A 15,309-nucleotide genomic window follows, 5' to 3' on the forward strand; every position below is an offset into this window, starting at 1 on the left:
GCGGCGGAACCTGAAGGCTCCCGCCGCCATCGTCAGCTCAGGATGTCCTTGGTGACGAAGCGGCCATAGGCGAGCGCGCCGAACACTGCCACGTAGCCGGCCTGGAGCAGGGCATTGTCCAGGAATGAATCCCACACCACGGGCTGGCGGAGCATGTCGGCGAAACCAAGCCAGTAGTGGCTGAAGAGCCACGGGTGCAGCCAGTCCAACTGCGGAAGCTGGTCCGCGACCTGCGAAACCACCGAGACCACCACCGTTGCGGCCATCGCCCCAACCGGAACCACCGTCATGGTGGACAGGAACAGTCCGATCGCCGACAGCCCGGCCAGCGACACCGCCAGGTAGGCGGCGATGAGCACTATCCGCAGGGCAGCCTCGGCGGGCTGGACCACCCCGCCGGAGAGCAGTGTCACCGGGCCGACCGGGAACAGCGCCGCACCAATCGCCGCGCCCGCCAATCCAACGGTGAGCGGAGCCACGATGCAGAAGGCCAGCGCCCCCGCATACTTGACCAACAGGAGCCGCACCCGCCCTGCCGGCGCCACCAGGAGGTACCGGAGGGTCCCCAGGTTGGCCTCCCCGGCGATCGTGTCCCCCGCCACCACCCCCACTGCGAGCGGCATGAACAACGGGACGGAGACCAGCATGGCGGTGAAGGCCACAAACAGCCCGTTCTGGGTGATCCGGTCGAGGAACGCAGGACCCCGCCCCGGTGGGACCGCAGAGGAAACCTTCACGGCCACGGCAATGAGGACCGGGATGGCGGCGAGCGCCAGGAGCAGCGCCCAGGTCCGCCGGCGCCCGAACAGCACCTTAAGCTCAGACCCCAGAAGGGACAGTCCCGGGCCGCGCGGCGCGGCGGCCGTCCGGGTGGTTTTGGCGGTTTCCGGTATGTCCGCGGGAACGCTACTGGGCAACGTCGAATCCTTCCCCGGTCAGGGCAACGAAGCGGTCTTCAAGGCTTTCACGCTCGACGGCGAAGCCCCGGACGCGGACGCCGGCCTGCACCAGGTGCGCCACAACATCCTCCGGGAGCACGGCAGGCTGCCCGGCGGCGGCACCCATCGCCGCAACAATGGTCTCCCCATCCAGCTGTGCGCGCTGGGAAGCCTGTGCCTCCTGGTCCCCCGGGCCGGGTGCCAGCCCCAGCCCTGCCAGGACCTGCCGCGCCGCGCCGCCGTCGGGCGTTACCAACCGCAGGCGGGTGCTTCCGGCCTGCCGCAGCTCGGCCAAGGGACCCTGTGCCACGAGCTTTCCCGCGCTCATGACGGCAGCGTGGGTGCACATCTGGTCCACCTCGGCCAGCAGGTGGCTGGACACGAAAACAGTGGTGCCCTGGTGTGCCAGGGAGCGCACCAGGTTGCGCACTTCGCGGGTGCCCTGCGGATCCAGCCCATTGGTGGGCTCGTCCAGCACCAGCAGGTCCCGGCGTGAGAGCAGGGCATTGGCTATGCCCAGCCGCTGCTTCATTCCCAAGGAGTATGCGTGCACGCGTTTCCCCGCCGCGTGCTCCAGGCCTACGCGCTCCAGGGCCTGTTGCACGCGGGCTTTGCGCGTGGCGGGCACTGAATGCGGGCTGGCGGAGTCCAGTCGATGGAGGTTGGCGGCGCCGGACAGAAAAGGGTAGAAGGCCGGGCCTTCCACCAAGGCGCCCACGCGCGGCAACACCTCGTGGAGCCTTTGCGGCATCTCCTGGCCCAGCAGGTTCACCGTTCCTGCGGACGCCGCTGCCAACCCCAGCAGCATGCGGATGGTGGTGGTCTTGCCGGAGCCGTTGGGGCCCAGGAACCCGAAGACCGTCCCGTGTGGGACGGCCAGGTCCACGTTGTCGACGGCGGCCTGCTGGCCAAAGTGCTTGGTGAGGCCCCGCGTCTCAATCGCCAGGCCGTCAGTCACCGCGCCAGGGCCGGCCCGGTTGCCACTCCCCCGCCCGTCCAAGGCCTACCGGGCCGCTGCTGCTGCGGCCTGCAGCCTCTCCGGCGGCACCATTCCCGCGAAGATCCGGCCATCGTCGGTGATCAGGATGTTGAGCAGGGCCGTGGACAGCAGCCGGCCACCGGGTACGGCGACGGCGGCCTGGGACAACAGCGGGTCCTGGAGCAGTGGTGCGGCCGCCGCAGCGGATCCAGCCGCCGTGCCCACCATCGTCTCCCAGCCGGTGCCGGTTATGGAGACATTCCCCTTGGCACCACCGTGCATGGCGCCCGGGCCATGGGCATCGGCGGGATCATGGAACTTGGCGGGGTCATGGGACTTGTCCGGTACCGGGAGTTCCTTGACTGTGCTGCCCGGCGGCGGGGTGAAGGCGAAGACTGACGGGTCCGGCGCGTCCAGCGAGAAGCTGGTGAACCCGGACGCGAAGGCAGGCTTATCCGCGCCGCGCGCGGTCACCTGGACTGACAACGGCATCCCGCTGGCACCGTCGACGGCAATGGCCACCTTGCCTACCAACGTTGCGTCCGTGCGGGGCTCGATCAGCAGGTTGTAGGCGGCGCGCCCTGCAACGGAAACGTCCGGGCCCACGGAAACGGCGGTGCTGGGGTCCACCTTGGCCAGGAACTGTTGGGCCAGTTCAGCGGGAGTGTGCATGCCGGGTGCGCCGTGCGGGTCGTTCGGAAGCGCGGGATCCTCTGTGTGGGCAGCGTCCTCGGTGCGCTGGGGCAGGGACAGGTGGGCTGCCGAATTGTCCTTTGAGGAGTAGAGCCAGACGTCGCTGCCGTGGCGGACCACGTCCCGTTCGGCCAGTTGGTCCATCACCTGCACACGGGCCTTGTCCTTGCCGTCCACGTAGATGCGCGCGGTGTGCTTGCCTGACAACAGCTCGATCACCGACGCCACGCTGCCGGCCGAGGCAGGTCCGGACGCAGACCCGGACGGCTTGCCGGCAGCCGGGAGTTCCGGCAGTCCCAGTTCAGCGGACTGCTCAACTGTCCCGGAGAACGTGCGCACCTGGTGGCTGGCCGCCAGTTCCAGGACCTCGGCAGGTGTCTTTGCCGGCAGTGGGTTGCTGGCGCCGGCTGGAAGGGACCCGATCAGGGCACCGGAGGCAATGGCCACCGGGGCCGCGACGGCGGGCAGCCACCGCAGCCACATCCTGCGCCTTGTGCTGTTTCGTTGCACCTGTACGTGTTGGAACGGTCCGCTGGAATCCAGCCTGTTGGAGCCCATGGATCAAGACTACGCCCGTGCAGGTGGGTCCGTCCCCTTGGGAACTTTCCCGTTTTGCGGGGTACCGGTGCGTTCCGGCACTACCGTTCCCGCGCCGCCGTCGACCGTAATCTTTTGGCCCGTGCTGATCAGGGCGGTGGCGTCCGCCACGCCAACAACTGCGGGGATGCCGTATTCCCTGGCCACGACGGCGCCATGGGAGTTGGGTCCGCCCATCTCCATCACCAGTCCTCCTGCCGTCAGGAACAGCGGAGTCCAGCCAGGGTCCGTGGACGGTGCAACCAGGATCTCGCCCGGCTCCAGGCGCGCTCCGATGGGATCCAGGATGACCCGCGCCGCCGCGGTCACCCTCCCGGCCGAGGCCGGGCTGCCGGCCAGGGTCCCGTTGGCCAGGTTTCCGTTGGGCCCGATTCCGTTCGCGGCGGTTCCGGCGGCCCGCGCCGCCTCGGGTTCGGTGCCGTCCGAAAGCAGCACCCGGGGGATGTGCCGGCGCCTGAGCTCCAGGGCGTAGTCCTGGCGCCGGGCCGCCACGAGTGCCTTCAGGTCAGGGGCAGGCGCCGGGTTGCCCGCGGTTGTTCGGGTCAATGCCTGGCGGACCTCCGCGAAATCGAGGAAGAACACGTCGTCCCGCCGTTCCACCGTGCCTGCCTGTTCCAGTTCGGTACCCACCAGGAGCAGCTGCCGGCGGACTTCCCCAAGGCCAAGCACCAGCTGGTACTTCGGCAGCTCCCGCAGGCCGGCGAACATGCGCGCCCGCCGGAGTGCGGCACGCACCAGCCGTCCCCGGATCCTGCTGCGGGCGGCGGCCCGGGCCACGAGCCGGTCAACCTGCGCTTCTGCGTCCTCGGCGGCTTTGCTGAACTGGGCGTCCGGTGCCAGGGCGGGGTCGTCCAGCCGGAGGTAGTTGGCGAGGATGCCCAGGATGTGTTCCGGTTCCTCCGACCACCGGGGCAGTCCGACGTCGATCTCGCCGACCGCCCGGTGGCCGTATCTGTCCAGGAACCTGGCGAGGCCCGCGTCCAGGCGCGCCGGCAGCTCGCCGGCCTGGAAAGCGGCTGCGAGGGCGGCGGGATCGCGGGCCATCAGTGCGGTGCGTGATTCGGCGTCTTCCTGGATCGCCTGCGCCAGGTGCCACAATTCCAGGTCCATTTCCGTGGTGACGTTGTTGGGCAGGCCGCGGATCACCGGCTGCAGCCCGTCCCACGCATTGCCGCCCACGAGCTTTCCGGCAACGCCGAGCATCGCGAAGCCCAGGGCGGGAAGGGGGAGGATGGCCGGAACAATGGGGAACAGGCGCGATCCCACGAGGGACTCGGCGTGGTCCAGGCGGGCCAGGGCGCCGGCTGCGTCGCCGGGAGCCAGGGACGCCTCGAACGTCCGGGTGAAGCGGTCCAGCCGGCGGAGGGCGGCAGCGGGGCGGACCAGCGCACGGAGGAAGGTGGTGGGAACCTCTGTGCGGATTGCCGCGGGTCCGACGTGGCGCAGCAGCCCGAGGGGCGACCTGGTGGTCACCGAAAAAGCTGGGTCCGCGAACAACTGCCGCATGACGGTTGCCGTCCGTGCCTCCATGATGTCGAAGACCCGGGAAACGAGCCGCCGGCCAACGGTGCTGCGGATGGGAGTGGTGAAGTCGACGTAAATCCGCTGACCCGCCTCGGCGTAGGGGGACGGCCCTTCCCGTGGATCGGGAACAGGGAAGCCGGCTGCGGTGGCGACGGAGGAAGCGATGAGGCGCACTGCAGCCAGGCCCATGGGCGTCAGCGGCCGCGTCAGTCCCTGCGCGAGGCTGAAACAGAGGTAGGCCCTGGTCCCCCCAACGGCGGACGCTGCCTGCGGAACCCTGCCGGCAGCACCGTTGCTTTCCGGGACCGGGTAGAGCGTGGTGATGGGCCTGGACTGCGTGAGCCACAGCCCATCCGCGCCGTCGACGGCCCACTCGATGTCCTGCGGGGCACCGAAATGCCCTTGGGCCTGCAGCCCCAACCGCATCAGGCCAGCCACCTGGCTGTCCGGAAGGCATGCGGTGCCCTGGGCGGCCTGCACGTGGCGGATTTCGGTCCCGCCGCCGGCAACCGGCCGTATCTCCACACCCTTATCGCCGGGTTTCCGTTCCAGCACCCTGCCGGTCAGGGCGTCCACCACGAAGTGGTCCGGATTGACGGCGCCGGAGACCACGGCCTCGCCAAGGCCGGGGCTGGCGTCGATGACTACCTGCCGGCGGCTGCCGGTGAGGGGATTCGCCGTGAACATCACGCCCGCGGTCTGGGCGTCCACCATCCGCTGGACCACCACCGCGAGCGACACGGCTGCCGGGTCGATTCCGAGGCTTGCCCGGTACGCGGTTGCCCGGTCCGTCCACAGCGACGCCCAGCACCTCCGGACGGCGTCCAGCACCGCGGGCACTCCCACGACGTTCAGGAAGGTGTCCTGCTGGCCGGCGAAGCTGGCGAAGGGGAGGTCTTCAGCGGTGGCCGAGGACCTCACTGCCACCGCGACGCCGGGACCCAGTGCCGTATAGGCCTTCTCCACGGCGTGGGCTACGGCTGCCGGTACCGGAGCTGCAAGGATTGCTGCCCGTGCCGTTGCGGCCAGTCCGGCTACATCGGGAAGGTCCCCAGCGGAGGCCCCGGCCGGCTCCTCCAGGGTGGCGTAAACCGCTGCCAACGCGGGAAGCAGGGCATCCGGGGCGCCGATGGCCTGCCGGTACGCGGCGGTGGTGAGGCAAAAGCCGTCCGGAACCGGCAGGCCGGCGGACAACAACTCCCCTAGGTTGGCTGCCTTGCCGCCCACCAGCGCCAGCATCCCTGAGTGCAGGCTGCCCAGGCCGCGCACCAGCCCGTCGGGCTCCTCACCGGCTGTCATCTGCTGCGTCATGTCCGCGGTCCCCCGCCGGCTGCCCGGAAAAGCGCGGTCTAGGCGGCGTCGCCCAGGATGGGTCCGAACCGCCCGCGGTCGGCCAGGCGGGGGTCCTCCCGGTCCGGGACCACCATGACCGGGCCCTTAGCGTGGTGGAGCACCCCGTCTGATGTTGAGCCCAGGAGCATTCCGGTGAACCCGCCGCGTCCGCGGGTGCCCACCACCACCAGTTCAACGTGCCGGCTTTCCTCGACGAGCACGTCCACCGGCGAGCCGTCCTTCAGCTCGTAGCCGGCCTGCAGGTTGGGGTAGTGGCTGCGGAGCCAGGCCATGCCGGCCTCCAGGGTGACCCGGATGTCATCGAACAGGGCCTTCCGGTCCATGGGCGCCGGAACCCAGGCCAGCGAGCCGCTGTACTGGGGAACGGCGCAGACCACGCGGAGGGACGCGCCAAGGCGTTCGGCCTGGTCGGCTGCTTCAAGGACGGCAACGCGGGCCTGCTCGGAGCCATCCACGCCAACCACCACCACGTTCTCCACCGGCCGGTGCCCGGACCTGGCCTGCTCGGCCTTGACGCGGCGGTCCTCCGTGGACTCACCGAGCCGGTCCGAGCAGAACAACGGGACCGTCACCGTGGGGCATTTCGCGTGGGCGGGCAAGGCACTGCTGACTGATCCCAGGAGCCGGCCCACAAAGCCGCCGCGGCCGCGGGTGCCGACCACCAGGAGTTCCGCGGTTTCGGAGATGTCCAGCAGGACGCCGGCGGCGTCGCCGTTCTCCACGGAGGAGCTGACGTCCACGTCGTAGGCGGCCACCTTTTCCAGGGCCTGCCGGGCAATGGCTTCGGCGCCTTCGCGGATGACGGAATCATCCACGGTGGCGTAGCCCCCGTCCAGGCCGGACGCGGCGAAGATCGGTACGGAGTAGGCGGTGACGATATGAAGCGGACGACGACGGCGCTGGGCTTCCCGCGCGGCCCACACCAGGGCGCACTGGCCATGGTCCGAACCGTCGACGCCCACCACGATGCCGTGGGGGGCGGTTGCGCCACCCCCACCGTCCCGGGCCGGGTCCGGATGCAACTCTCGTGAGCCCATGGGGGCCGCCTCCTCGCGATACGCCTGATGTTGCGGCTATTCTGCCAGAAAACGGACCGCTCTCCGCGCACCCGGCCCAGCGGTGGCACCGGCAGGAAAAGGACCGCTCCCGATTCCCACTATTCTCTGTCCCCCAGGGCTTAGCAAGCCTGTTCAGGGGCTGATGGGCCACGTTATCCACAGGCTTTTTGCCGGGTTCCGGGAAGCGCCTTCTCGCCACGGAAACGATTTCGTTCACGGGCTATCCACGGCCGCATTTGTTCTGTAGTCTTCAGGACATTGTTGGTCCGGGACGCCAACTGATTCTTCCTGTCAGGACGGTCCCGGCCATGCGCTGCGGCCGTGCTTGGGGGTAACGGGACGCGAGCCGGCGAGGATGCCGGCACCTGCCGAAGCTCCATAGGAGGGAAACTGTAGTGTCAAGCATGCCTGGGATTGCCGGGACCGAACAGACCACCACTGTCGTCATTGGCACGGGCCTGTCCGGACTGGCCGTGGCCGCTGAGCTGCGCCGCCATGGGGTGGACTCCATCGTGGTGGACGGCCTCGACATCCTGGGCCAGGCCCAGCCCGCGAACACCACGTCATTGCAGCGCTGCGATGCGGCGGACAGCGGCACCCTCCGCGAACGGAACGAGATCCTGCGCCACCTGCGCAATTACGCCGCAAGCCACAGCGTGGACGTGCGGAACACCACCCGGGCGGTGCAGCTGACCATGCTCGAAGCACCGGACCAGGCCGCGCCGCAGTGGCAGGTGCACACCCCCACGGGCATCCTGGTGGCGGACCACATCGTGCTCACCCGTTGCGCCCACAGCCAGTTGCGGCGCATGCTCAACGACTTCGGCATTGCCGTGGGCCGGAACGTGGCGGCAGCCATGCGGGCCATTGGCATCTACCTGGTGGGAGTGGGCGAACTGATCACGCCCTCGCCCAAAGAAGTGCTGCGCCAGGCCAAGACGGTGGGCCAGGCAATCTCCGCCAAGGTCAACCCGGACGGCGCCCTTCCGTCCACCGGCGTCTTCCCGGCAACGGGAAGCTTTGCTGCCCTGGGCTGCTGACTGCGGCGCCGGTCCGCGCTGCAGGGCTGGACGGAACCGGCCCTGCCGGCGGGTGCTACTCCGCGGCCCTGTCCCCGGCCTCCCCGTCATCTTCGGTGTCCCCGTCGCCGGTGAGCCGGCGGCGGGCCAGGACGCCCAGCGCCACCAGCAGCCCCACGGCCACTACCGCAAAAATCACAATGCTCCACTGGAACGGCTCGCCCGCGCCGGCCGGCTCCGACGGTTCTTCCGTGACCCCGGGCTGGGCGGTGCCCATGCCAGGGACCGCACCCGCCGCCGTCGAACTTCCCGCCGTGGGTGTCCCGGACGAGGCGGCACCCGGGGCACCGGAGGCCGCGGTGAAGGTGAACGTCCCCTCGATGGGATGTGAGTCCGAGCTGACCACGCGCCACGCCACTGTGTACGTGCCCGCCGGACCGCCCGGGCGGAGCTTCTGGGTGGCCACGTTGTCCACGATCTGCACGGAGCCATCAGCCCATTCGGTGCCGCCGGCATCCTTGATGGAGAAGGACGAACCGATGCCCAGCGGCTTGTTGCTGAAGGTCACCGAGACCTCGGCGGGCGGGACAGCCAGCGCAGCCCCCTGCGCCGGGCTGGTGGACTCGGCAGCGTCATGGGCGGAGGCGGGGCCAGCGAGGCCCAGCGCGGCGGCTGCAAGGACAAACAAGCCGAGCACAAGGCTCAGCAACTGGCGGCGGACCTGGCGCATGGGTGGGCTGCTCCTCGTGTTGGCTTCCTTACAGACTAGGCGAATTTGCCGGCCCACTCCCCGCCGCTCCCTTAGGATGCAGGTATCCCCACACACTTCCCCGGAGGACTAATGCTTAAGCAAGGCTCTGCCCTGGACCGGTATTTCAGGGTCACCGAGCGCGGTTCCAACCTTTCCCGCGAGATCCGCGGCGGGTTCGCCACGTTCTTCGCCATGAGCTACATCGTGGTGCTGAACCCCCTGATCCTGTCCGGGCCCGACTCCAACGGCACCACGCTGGGCTTCCCCGCCGTGGCCGCCGTGACCGCGCTGGTGGCAGGCATCCTCACCATCCTCATGGGCGCGTGGGGCCGGCACCCCTTCGCCCTGGCCACCGGCCTGGGCGTCAACGCCTTCGTGGCTGTCACCGTGGCCACCAATCCCGGGCTCACCTGGCCGGACATGATGGGCCTGGTGGTCCTCTCCGGCGTCACCATGCTGATCCTGGTCCTCACCGGTTTCCGTACCGCCGTGTTCAAGGCGGTGCCGGACGGACTCAAGACGGCCATCGTGGTGGGCATCGGCCTGTTCATTGCCCTGATCGGCCTGGTCAACGCCGGGTTCGTGCGCCGCATCCCGGATGTCGCAGGCACCACCGTGCCCGTTGGCCTGGGCTTCGAAGGCAAGCTCCTGGGCTGGCCCACCGCCGTGTTCGTGTTCGGCCTGATCCTGACCATCGCCCTGGTGGTGCGCAAGGTCAAGGGCGCCATCCTGATCGGCATCATCACCTCCACGGTGCTGTCCGTCATCCTTGAGACGACCCTGCACATCGGCCCCAGCTTCGACGGCAAGAACTTCAACCCGCAGGGCTGGTCCCTGGTGGCCCCGGCGTTCTCCGGCTGGGCCGCGCCCGACCTCTCCCTGATCGGCAAGGCCAACCCGTTCGGTGCCTTCGAGCACCTCGGCTTCGTGGCCGCCACGCTGCTGGCCTTCGTCATCCTGCTCAGCATCTTCTTTGACGCCATGGGCACCATGGTGGGCCTGGCCAACGAGGCCGGCACGGTGGATGAACACGGCAACATTCCCGACGTCGACCGTGTGCTCCAGGTGGACGCACTCGGTGCCATCATCGGCGGCGGCGCCTCCGTCTCCTCCAACCAGATCTACGTCGAAGCCGGTGCCGGCATCGGCGAAGGCGCCCGCACGGGCGTGGCCTCCATCGTCACCGGCGTGCTGTTCCTGGTGGCCATGTTCTTCACGCCGCTGATCAACCTGGTGCCGTTCGAGGCCGTGGCCCCGGCACTGGTGGTGGTGGGCTTCATGATGGTCTCCCAGGTGGGCAAGATCGACTGGCAGGACTGGGGCATCGCCATCCCCGCGTTCCTCACCTTCACCCTGATGCCCTTCACCTACTCCATCGCCAACGGCCTGGGTGCGGGCTTCATCGCCTACGTCCTGATCCGCACGGTCCAGGGCAGGGTCAAGGACATCCACCCGCTGATGTGGGCTGTGGCCGCGGCGTTCGCGCTGTTCTTCGCCATCGGCCCCATCGAGGCGGCCCTGGGGATGAAGTAACACCTGCGCAGGGAAAGGGCTGGTGCGGCGTCTGCCGTACCAGCCCTTTTTGTTGACACCGGGGTTTCCCTGGCCGGGGGCCTAGACGGGGGTGTTGGGGGCGAGTCCCTCGTCGCCGGAGACTGCCAGTGCCTTCTTCTGGCGCAGCCTGTCCAGCCGGTTCATCAGGGGCGAGGTGGTGGCGCCGTGGATCACGATGGACAGCGCCACCACCAGCCCGATGAAGGACCAGAGCCAGTGCGCCTGCTCCGTAAAGTGGCCTTCCCCCAGGGCAAAGGCCAGGTAGTACAGGGAACCGATGCCGCGGATGCCAAAGAAGGACAGTGCCACGCGTTCCCGCGGACCGGTCTTGCCACCCAGCAGGCCCAGCCAGCCCGCCAGCGGCCGCACCACCAGCAGGAAAGCAAGCGCCACCAGCAGTTCCGGAAGCCCGATCCCGGCCAGCAGCCCGCGGGCGATGGCACCGCCAAGGAGGACCAGGATCACCACGGTCAGCAGCCGTTCCAACTGCTCCACGTAGGAGTGCAGCACCCGGTGGTAGCCGTGCGTCCGTTCGGCGGCCCGGATGGTCACGGCACAGACGAACACCGCTATGAACCCGTAGCCCTCCACCATCTGCGTCAGCCCGTACGCCAGGAACGTCGCCGCCAGGGCCACAAAGCCCTCCGAGTGGTTGGAGAGCCGCAGGCTGTCGGCACGGGCCGAGAAGAACAGCCTGGCGAGCAGCTTTCCGGTGAGGAACCCCACCACGAGCCCGACGGCCAGCCGCCACACCACGTCCAGCCCGAACCACTCGCCGAACCAGGCGGAGGGGTCCGCTCCGGCAACGCTGATGGCAATGGCAAGGTAGACGAACGGGAACGCCAGCCCGTCGTTGAGCCCGGCTTCCGATGTCAGGCCGAAACGGACCTCGTCCTCCTTGTCCGTGGATTCATCCTGGTCGGCAGGCTCGCCCACCTGCACTTCCGAGGCCAGGACGGGGTCCGTGGGCGCCAGGCTGGCCGCCACCAGCAGGGCCGCACCGAGCCCCAGGCCCAGGAACCACATGCCCAGCAGGGTCAGCCCCACGATGCAGAGCGGCATGGCGATGCCCAGGAGCCGCCACGTGGTGGACCAGCGCCGGCGTCCCACGGGCCGGTCCAGGGCCAGCCCCGCGCCCATCAGGGAAATGATCACGCAGACCTCCGCAAGGTGCATGACAAAGTCGCCGTGTTCCACCGGGTTGGGGTTGGGCAGCGATGGAATCAACGCGAAGGCTGCCATCCCTGCACCCAGGAAGACCATGGGCATGGACAGCGGCATGTCACGCAGCAGCTTGGGCAGCACCGCAGTGACGAACACGGCCAGTCCGGCCGCGGCAAAGAGTATATCTGGGGCTTCGAACATGGAGCGGCTCTCCAGCCTGGAATGGTGCGTGGATCCGGAGCGGCCAGGTCATCCCTGGACCGGTGGGCTGCTCTCACCTTAACCCCTGCACCAGGCACCCGATGTCCGGCCTGCCCGTTGCGCGGGTTCTTGGATTCCGGACAGGACGACGGCGCCGGCACTGGTTTTCGTGCCCGGCATGCGGTGAGCTTGAGGCATGTTCCTCAAGCTTCCCGCCGTCGACGTCCCGCCCCGGCCCTGGACCGGCAGGTTCGACGGCGATGGTCCCGGCCACCGCCGCTGGTGGCAGGCGGTCACCGCCTCCGATGAATTGCGGGCCGCCGCGCCCGGACGCAGGCCTGCCGCCGTGCTGGGATTTTCCAGCGACGAGGGGGTCCGCCGCAACCAGGGCCGGACCGGGGCAGCCGCAGCCCCGGCGGCGCTGCGAAAAGCGCTGGGCCCGCTGGCCTTCCACCTGGACCGACCGGTGGCCGACGCTGGTGACGTGGTGGTCTCCGGGGAAGACCTGGAGGCCGGCCAGGAACGGCTTGGCCGGGTGCTGGCAGCCCTGCTCGACGCCGGCCACCAGACTGTGGTGCTGGGCGGCGGGCACGAAACCGCCTACGCCAGCTACCTTGGCGTCAGCGCATCAGCCGCGGTTCAAACCGGGCAGCGCCTGGGCGTCTTGAACCTTGATGCCCACTTCGACCTCCGCGACGAGCCGGTGGCCAGCTCCGGCACGCCGTTCCTGCAGATGGCTTGCGCGGAAGCGGACGCTGGACGCGAATTCCGGTACGCCGTCGCCGGGATCTCGGAGCCGAACAACACCCGGGCCCTGTTCGACACCGCGGACAAACTGGGGGTCCGCTACCTGCTGGATGAGGACTGCGAACCCAACCGGGTCCAGGACTTCGTTGCAGGGTTCCTGGCGGAGATCGACGTCCTGTACCTGACCATCGACCTGGACGTACTGCCCGCCGCGGTGGCCCCCGGCGTCAGCGCGCCGGCAGCCTATGGCGTGCCGCTTCCGGTCATTTCGGCGGTGTGCCGGCAGGTGGCCCGAAGCGGGAAGCTGCTGCACCTGGACGTGGCGGAACTGAATCCGGCGTTCGACATTGACGGCCGGACCGCCAGGACAGCGGCCCGGCTGATTGACACGCTGCTGCGCTGAGGGCTGGCCCGCGGCGGCGGGCCTGCGGGGCGGCGCCCCCGGGCGCGGGTCCCGTCAGGCCTTGAGCACGTACCGCCGCTCGGGCCGTCCCACCCCGTACTTGAGCCGCACGTCCAGCGTTCCTTCGTCGTGCAGGTACTCGAGGTAGCGGCGGGCGCTGACCCTGGACGTGCCCAGCTCCTCGGCCATCTCGGCCGCCGAGACGTCACCGGCTGAAGCGTTCAGTGCCGCCTCCACCAGCTTCAGCGTCTCGATGCTGCAGCCTTTGGGCAGGGGCCGTTCGGCGCGGTCCAGGCCGAACACCCGGTTGACGTCCGACTGTTCGGCCACATCCTTGGACGCATCCAGGCTTTGGTAGGCGCTGCGGTAGTGCTCCAGCCGCTCCTGGAGGTCTGTCTGGGAAAAGGGCTTGATCAGGTAATGGACAATGCCGCCGCGCAGCGCCTTCCGGACCGTTTCAACCTCCCGTGCTGCACTGATGACCAGCACGTCCAGTTCGGGAGCAACAGCGCGCAGGCGTTGCATCAGGTCCAGGCCGTTGATGTCCGGCAGGTGGATGTCCAGCAGCACCAGGTCCGGCTGGAGGCGTCCAGTCTCGGCAACCGCCTGGGCGCCGGTATGCGCCGCGCCCACCACGGCGAAGCCCGGCGTGCGCTGGATGAAGCCGGCATGCACCTTGGCCACCATGAAGTCGTCATCGACGATCAGGACCTTGATCATGGCTGGGTACTCCCTCGTTTCAGCACAGCGGTAAAGACAGCCCCATTATCGTTGGCCACCGCCAGGTTTCCGCCAGTCCGGCGGCACACCACCCGGGACAGCGCCAGGCCGAAACCGCGGCTGCCGGCCGGGCCGGGTTCCTTGGTGGTGAAGCCCTGGCGGAAGATGTGGTCGGTGGAGCCGCTGGGGACGCCGGGACCGTTATCCCGAACGGTGACCACCACGTCTTCCCCGGCTTTGCCGTCAACCCGCACCCGGACGGCCGCCTGCGGAAGCCCGGTGACGGCGTCGAACGCGTTGTCCACCAGGTTCCCCACCACGGTGGTGAGGTCCCGGGACAGCGCGTCATCGACGGTGTCCAGCACGGATTCCGGGTCCAGCTGCAGTGCCGCGCCCCGTTCGGTGGCGAGGCTCGATTTGGCGATCAGCAGGGCGGCGAGCGCGGGGTCCTTGATGCGGGCGGTGACCTCGTCGTTGAGCCGGGTCCGGTCCACGGTGGCGCCGTTGACGAACTGGACCACGGAATCGTACTCGCCGATCTGGATCAGGCCGGAGATGACGTGGAGCTGGTTGGCGAACTCGTGCGCCTGGGCGCGAAGGGTGTCCGTGGCCGTGCGGGTGGTGCCGAGTTCGTGTTCCAGTTCCGACAGCTCGGTCCGGTCGCGCAGGGTTGTCACCGAGCCGATCACCCGGCCGCGGGACTGGAACGGTACCCGGTTCATCACCACCAGCCGGTCCCCCACCAGCACCAACTGGTCGGGCCCGGGCTGCTCGCGGGTCAGGACTTCCTTGAGAGCGGGTTCGACGGCGAGCGCCGCCACCCGCTTGCCCACGCAGTCGGGCGGGAGGCCCAGCAGGGCACGCGCGCTGTGGTTGGCCACCGTGATCCGCTCATGCAGGTCCAGCGCCACAACGCCCTCCTTGAGGCCGTGCAGCATGGCCTCGCGGTTTTCCACCAGGCTGGTGATTTCGCTGGGCTCCATGCCAAGGGTCTGCCGCTTGACGCGGCGCGAGAGCAGCAGCGACCCGGCGATGCCCAGGACACTCGCCACCCCCAGGTAAGTGAGGAGGTTGGGGACGGCGTCGCCCAGGCGTTCGAGCACCGTTGGATAGTTCCGGCTGATGGAGGCGATCCCGATCATGCGCCCGGTGTCATCCAGGACCGGAACGTGAGCCGACAGGAGCGGCGCAGGGGTTCCGCCCACCACGCCCGTCCAGGCACGGCCCTCCATCACCCTGCTTGCACCCAGCTCCAGCGGGAGGCCCAGGAGGCTGGGATCCGAGGACGCCACCACCGTACGGTCGATGCGCGCCAGCGCCACCCGGGATGAGCCGGAGACGATCCGCACGGACTCGGCCACCGCGGGCAATACTGCCCCGCCGCGCGGTTCCGTTTCCGGGAGGAGCTCACGCACCACGGGGTTGCCGCCCAGGGCTTCCGCTGCCGAGAGGGCGCGCCGGCCCTCGATCCGTTCGAACGCCGCAGCGGACTGCGCCAGGGAGATGGCGACGACGCCCACCAGGACGGCCAGGACAATGAGCAACTGCAGCAGAAGGTACTGGCCCGCGAGGGACATTCCTCGTCGTCGAGTCACAATGGTCTTCCTG

The 15,309-nt window shown here is 69.1% G+C and carries 12 protein-coding genes; 3 read left to right on the top strand and 9 right to left on the bottom strand.

Going from position 1 to position 15,309, the window contains the following annotated elements; genetic code table 11:
- Positions 1 to 32: 32 nt before the first annotated feature.
- From BACI349Y_RS17435 to BACI349Y_RS17455, 5 genes are all read right to left on the bottom strand, one after another.
- The gene (locus tag BACI349Y_RS17435; protein WP_201302469.1) at positions 33 to 917 is read right to left on the bottom strand and encodes an ABC transporter permease; all 885 of its coding nucleotides are present in this window, start codon (positions 915 to 917) and stop codon (positions 33 to 35) included.
- Positions 907 to 1,896, bottom strand: coding sequence for an ABC transporter ATP-binding protein (locus tag BACI349Y_RS17440; RefSeq protein WP_236560900.1), 990 nt, complete (start codon positions 1,894 to 1,896; stop codon positions 907 to 909). Before BACI349Y_RS17440 ends, BACI349Y_RS17435 begins: the two co-directional genes overlap by 11 nt.
- 45 nt (positions 1,897 to 1,941) lie before the next feature.
- Positions 1,942 to 3,093, bottom strand: coding sequence for a LolA family protein (locus tag BACI349Y_RS17445; RefSeq protein ID WP_201302470.1), 1,152 nt, complete (start codon positions 3,091 to 3,093; stop codon positions 1,942 to 1,944).
- A gap of 84 nt (positions 3,094 to 3,177) precedes the next feature.
- Positions 3,178 to 6,042: a PEP/pyruvate-binding domain-containing protein gene (locus tag BACI349Y_RS17450; RefSeq protein ID WP_159633682.1), complete on the bottom strand. Its 2,865-nt coding sequence runs from the start codon at positions 6,040 to 6,042 to the stop codon at positions 3,178 to 3,180.
- 38 nt (positions 6,043 to 6,080) lie between these two features.
- The gene (locus tag BACI349Y_RS17455; RefSeq protein ID WP_159633685.1) at positions 6,081 to 7,121 is read right to left on the bottom strand and encodes a universal stress protein; all 1,041 of its coding nucleotides are present in this window, start codon (positions 7,119 to 7,121) and stop codon (positions 6,081 to 6,083) included.
- A 425-nt stretch (positions 7,122 to 7,546) separates the two neighbouring features.
- On the opposite strand from BACI349Y_RS17455, the gene BACI349Y_RS17460 reads away from it, so the two are divergent.
- Positions 7,547 to 8,182: an NAD(P)-binding protein gene (locus BACI349Y_RS17460; RefSeq protein ID WP_159635870.1), complete on the top strand. Its 636-nt coding sequence runs from the start codon at positions 7,547 to 7,549 to the stop codon at positions 8,180 to 8,182.
- Between the two features lie 55 nt (positions 8,183 to 8,237).
- On the opposite strand, the gene BACI349Y_RS17465 is transcribed toward BACI349Y_RS17460, so the two are convergent.
- Positions 8,238 to 8,891, bottom strand: a complete 654-nt coding sequence (locus BACI349Y_RS17465; protein WP_159633688.1) for a copper resistance CopC family protein — start codon at positions 8,889 to 8,891, stop codon at positions 8,238 to 8,240.
- Between the two features lie 111 nt (positions 8,892 to 9,002).
- On the opposite strand from BACI349Y_RS17465, the gene BACI349Y_RS17470 reads away from it, so the two are divergent.
- Positions 9,003 to 10,445 carry an NCS2 family permease gene (locus tag BACI349Y_RS17470; protein WP_159633691.1) on the top strand — a complete coding sequence of 481 codons (1,443 nt, stop codon included), beginning with the start codon at positions 9,003 to 9,005 and terminating at the stop codon, positions 10,443 to 10,445.
- Between the two features lie 81 nt (positions 10,446 to 10,526).
- On the opposite strand, the gene BACI349Y_RS17475 is transcribed toward BACI349Y_RS17470, so the two are convergent.
- Positions 10,527 to 11,831: a cation:proton antiporter gene (locus BACI349Y_RS17475; RefSeq protein WP_159633694.1), complete on the bottom strand. Its 1,305-nt coding sequence runs from the start codon at positions 11,829 to 11,831 to the stop codon at positions 10,527 to 10,529.
- Positions 11,832 to 12,027: 196 nt separating this feature from the next.
- On the opposite strand from BACI349Y_RS17475, the gene hutG reads away from it, so the two are divergent.
- Positions 12,028 to 12,981: a formimidoylglutamase gene (gene hutG, locus BACI349Y_RS17480; protein WP_159633697.1), complete on the top strand. Its 954-nt coding sequence runs from the start codon at positions 12,028 to 12,030 to the stop codon at positions 12,979 to 12,981.
- Positions 12,982 to 13,035: 54 nt separating this feature from the next.
- On the opposite strand, the gene BACI349Y_RS17485 is transcribed toward hutG, so the two are convergent.
- Together BACI349Y_RS17485 and BACI349Y_RS17490 are read right to left on the bottom strand one after the other, a co-directional pair.
- Entirely contained in the window at positions 13,036 to 13,701 is a 666-nt protein-coding gene (locus BACI349Y_RS17485) for a response regulator (protein WP_159633701.1), read from the bottom strand.
- The gene (locus tag BACI349Y_RS17490; RefSeq protein WP_159635873.1) at positions 13,698 to 15,278 is read right to left on the bottom strand and encodes a sensor histidine kinase; all 1,581 of its coding nucleotides are present in this window, start codon (positions 15,276 to 15,278) and stop codon (positions 13,698 to 13,700) included. Before BACI349Y_RS17490 ends, BACI349Y_RS17485 begins: the two co-directional genes overlap by 4 nt.
- Positions 15,279 to 15,309: the final 31 nt, after the last annotated feature.

The organism is Arthrobacter sp. 8AJ (assembly GCF_902506025.1).
Taxonomy (GTDB): domain Bacteria; phylum Actinomycetota; class Actinomycetes; order Actinomycetales; family Micrococcaceae; genus Arthrobacter.

What these genes read in the sequence shown, in the direction of transcription:
- BACI349Y_RS17450 (WP_159633682.1), bottom strand. Translation starts at nt 6,042, where the DNA reads ATGACGCAGCAGATGACAGCCGGTGAGGAGCCCGACGGGCTGGTGCGC.
- BACI349Y_RS17455 (WP_159633685.1), bottom strand. Translation starts at nt 7,121, where the DNA reads ATGGGCTCACGAGAGTTGCATCCGGACCCGGCCCGGGACGGTGGGGGT.
- BACI349Y_RS17490 (WP_159635873.1), bottom strand. Translation starts at nt 15,278, where the DNA reads ATGTCCCTCGCGGGCCAGTACCTTCTGCTGCAGTTGCTCATTGTCCTG.
- BACI349Y_RS17460 (WP_159635870.1), top strand. Translation starts at nt 7,547, where the DNA reads ATGCCTGGGATTGCCGGGACCGAACAGACCACCACTGTCGTCATTGGC.
- BACI349Y_RS17475 (WP_159633694.1), bottom strand. Translation starts at nt 11,831, where the DNA reads ATGTTCGAAGCCCCAGATATACTCTTTGCCGCGGCCGGACTGGCCGTG.
- hutG (WP_159633697.1), top strand. Translation starts at nt 12,028, where the DNA reads ATGTTCCTCAAGCTTCCCGCCGTCGACGTCCCGCCCCGGCCCTGGACC.
- BACI349Y_RS17445 (WP_201302470.1), bottom strand. Translation starts at nt 3,093, where the DNA reads ATGTGGCTGCGGTGGCTGCCCGCCGTCGCGGCCCCGGTGGCCATTGCC.
- BACI349Y_RS17485 (WP_159633701.1), bottom strand. Translation starts at nt 13,701, where the DNA reads ATGATCAAGGTCCTGATCGTCGATGACGACTTCATGGTGGCCAAGGTG.
- BACI349Y_RS17465 (WP_159633688.1), bottom strand. Translation starts at nt 8,891, where the DNA reads ATGCGCCAGGTCCGCCGCCAGTTGCTGAGCCTTGTGCTCGGCTTGTTT.
- BACI349Y_RS17470 (WP_159633691.1), top strand. Translation starts at nt 9,003, where the DNA reads ATGCTTAAGCAAGGCTCTGCCCTGGACCGGTATTTCAGGGTCACCGAG.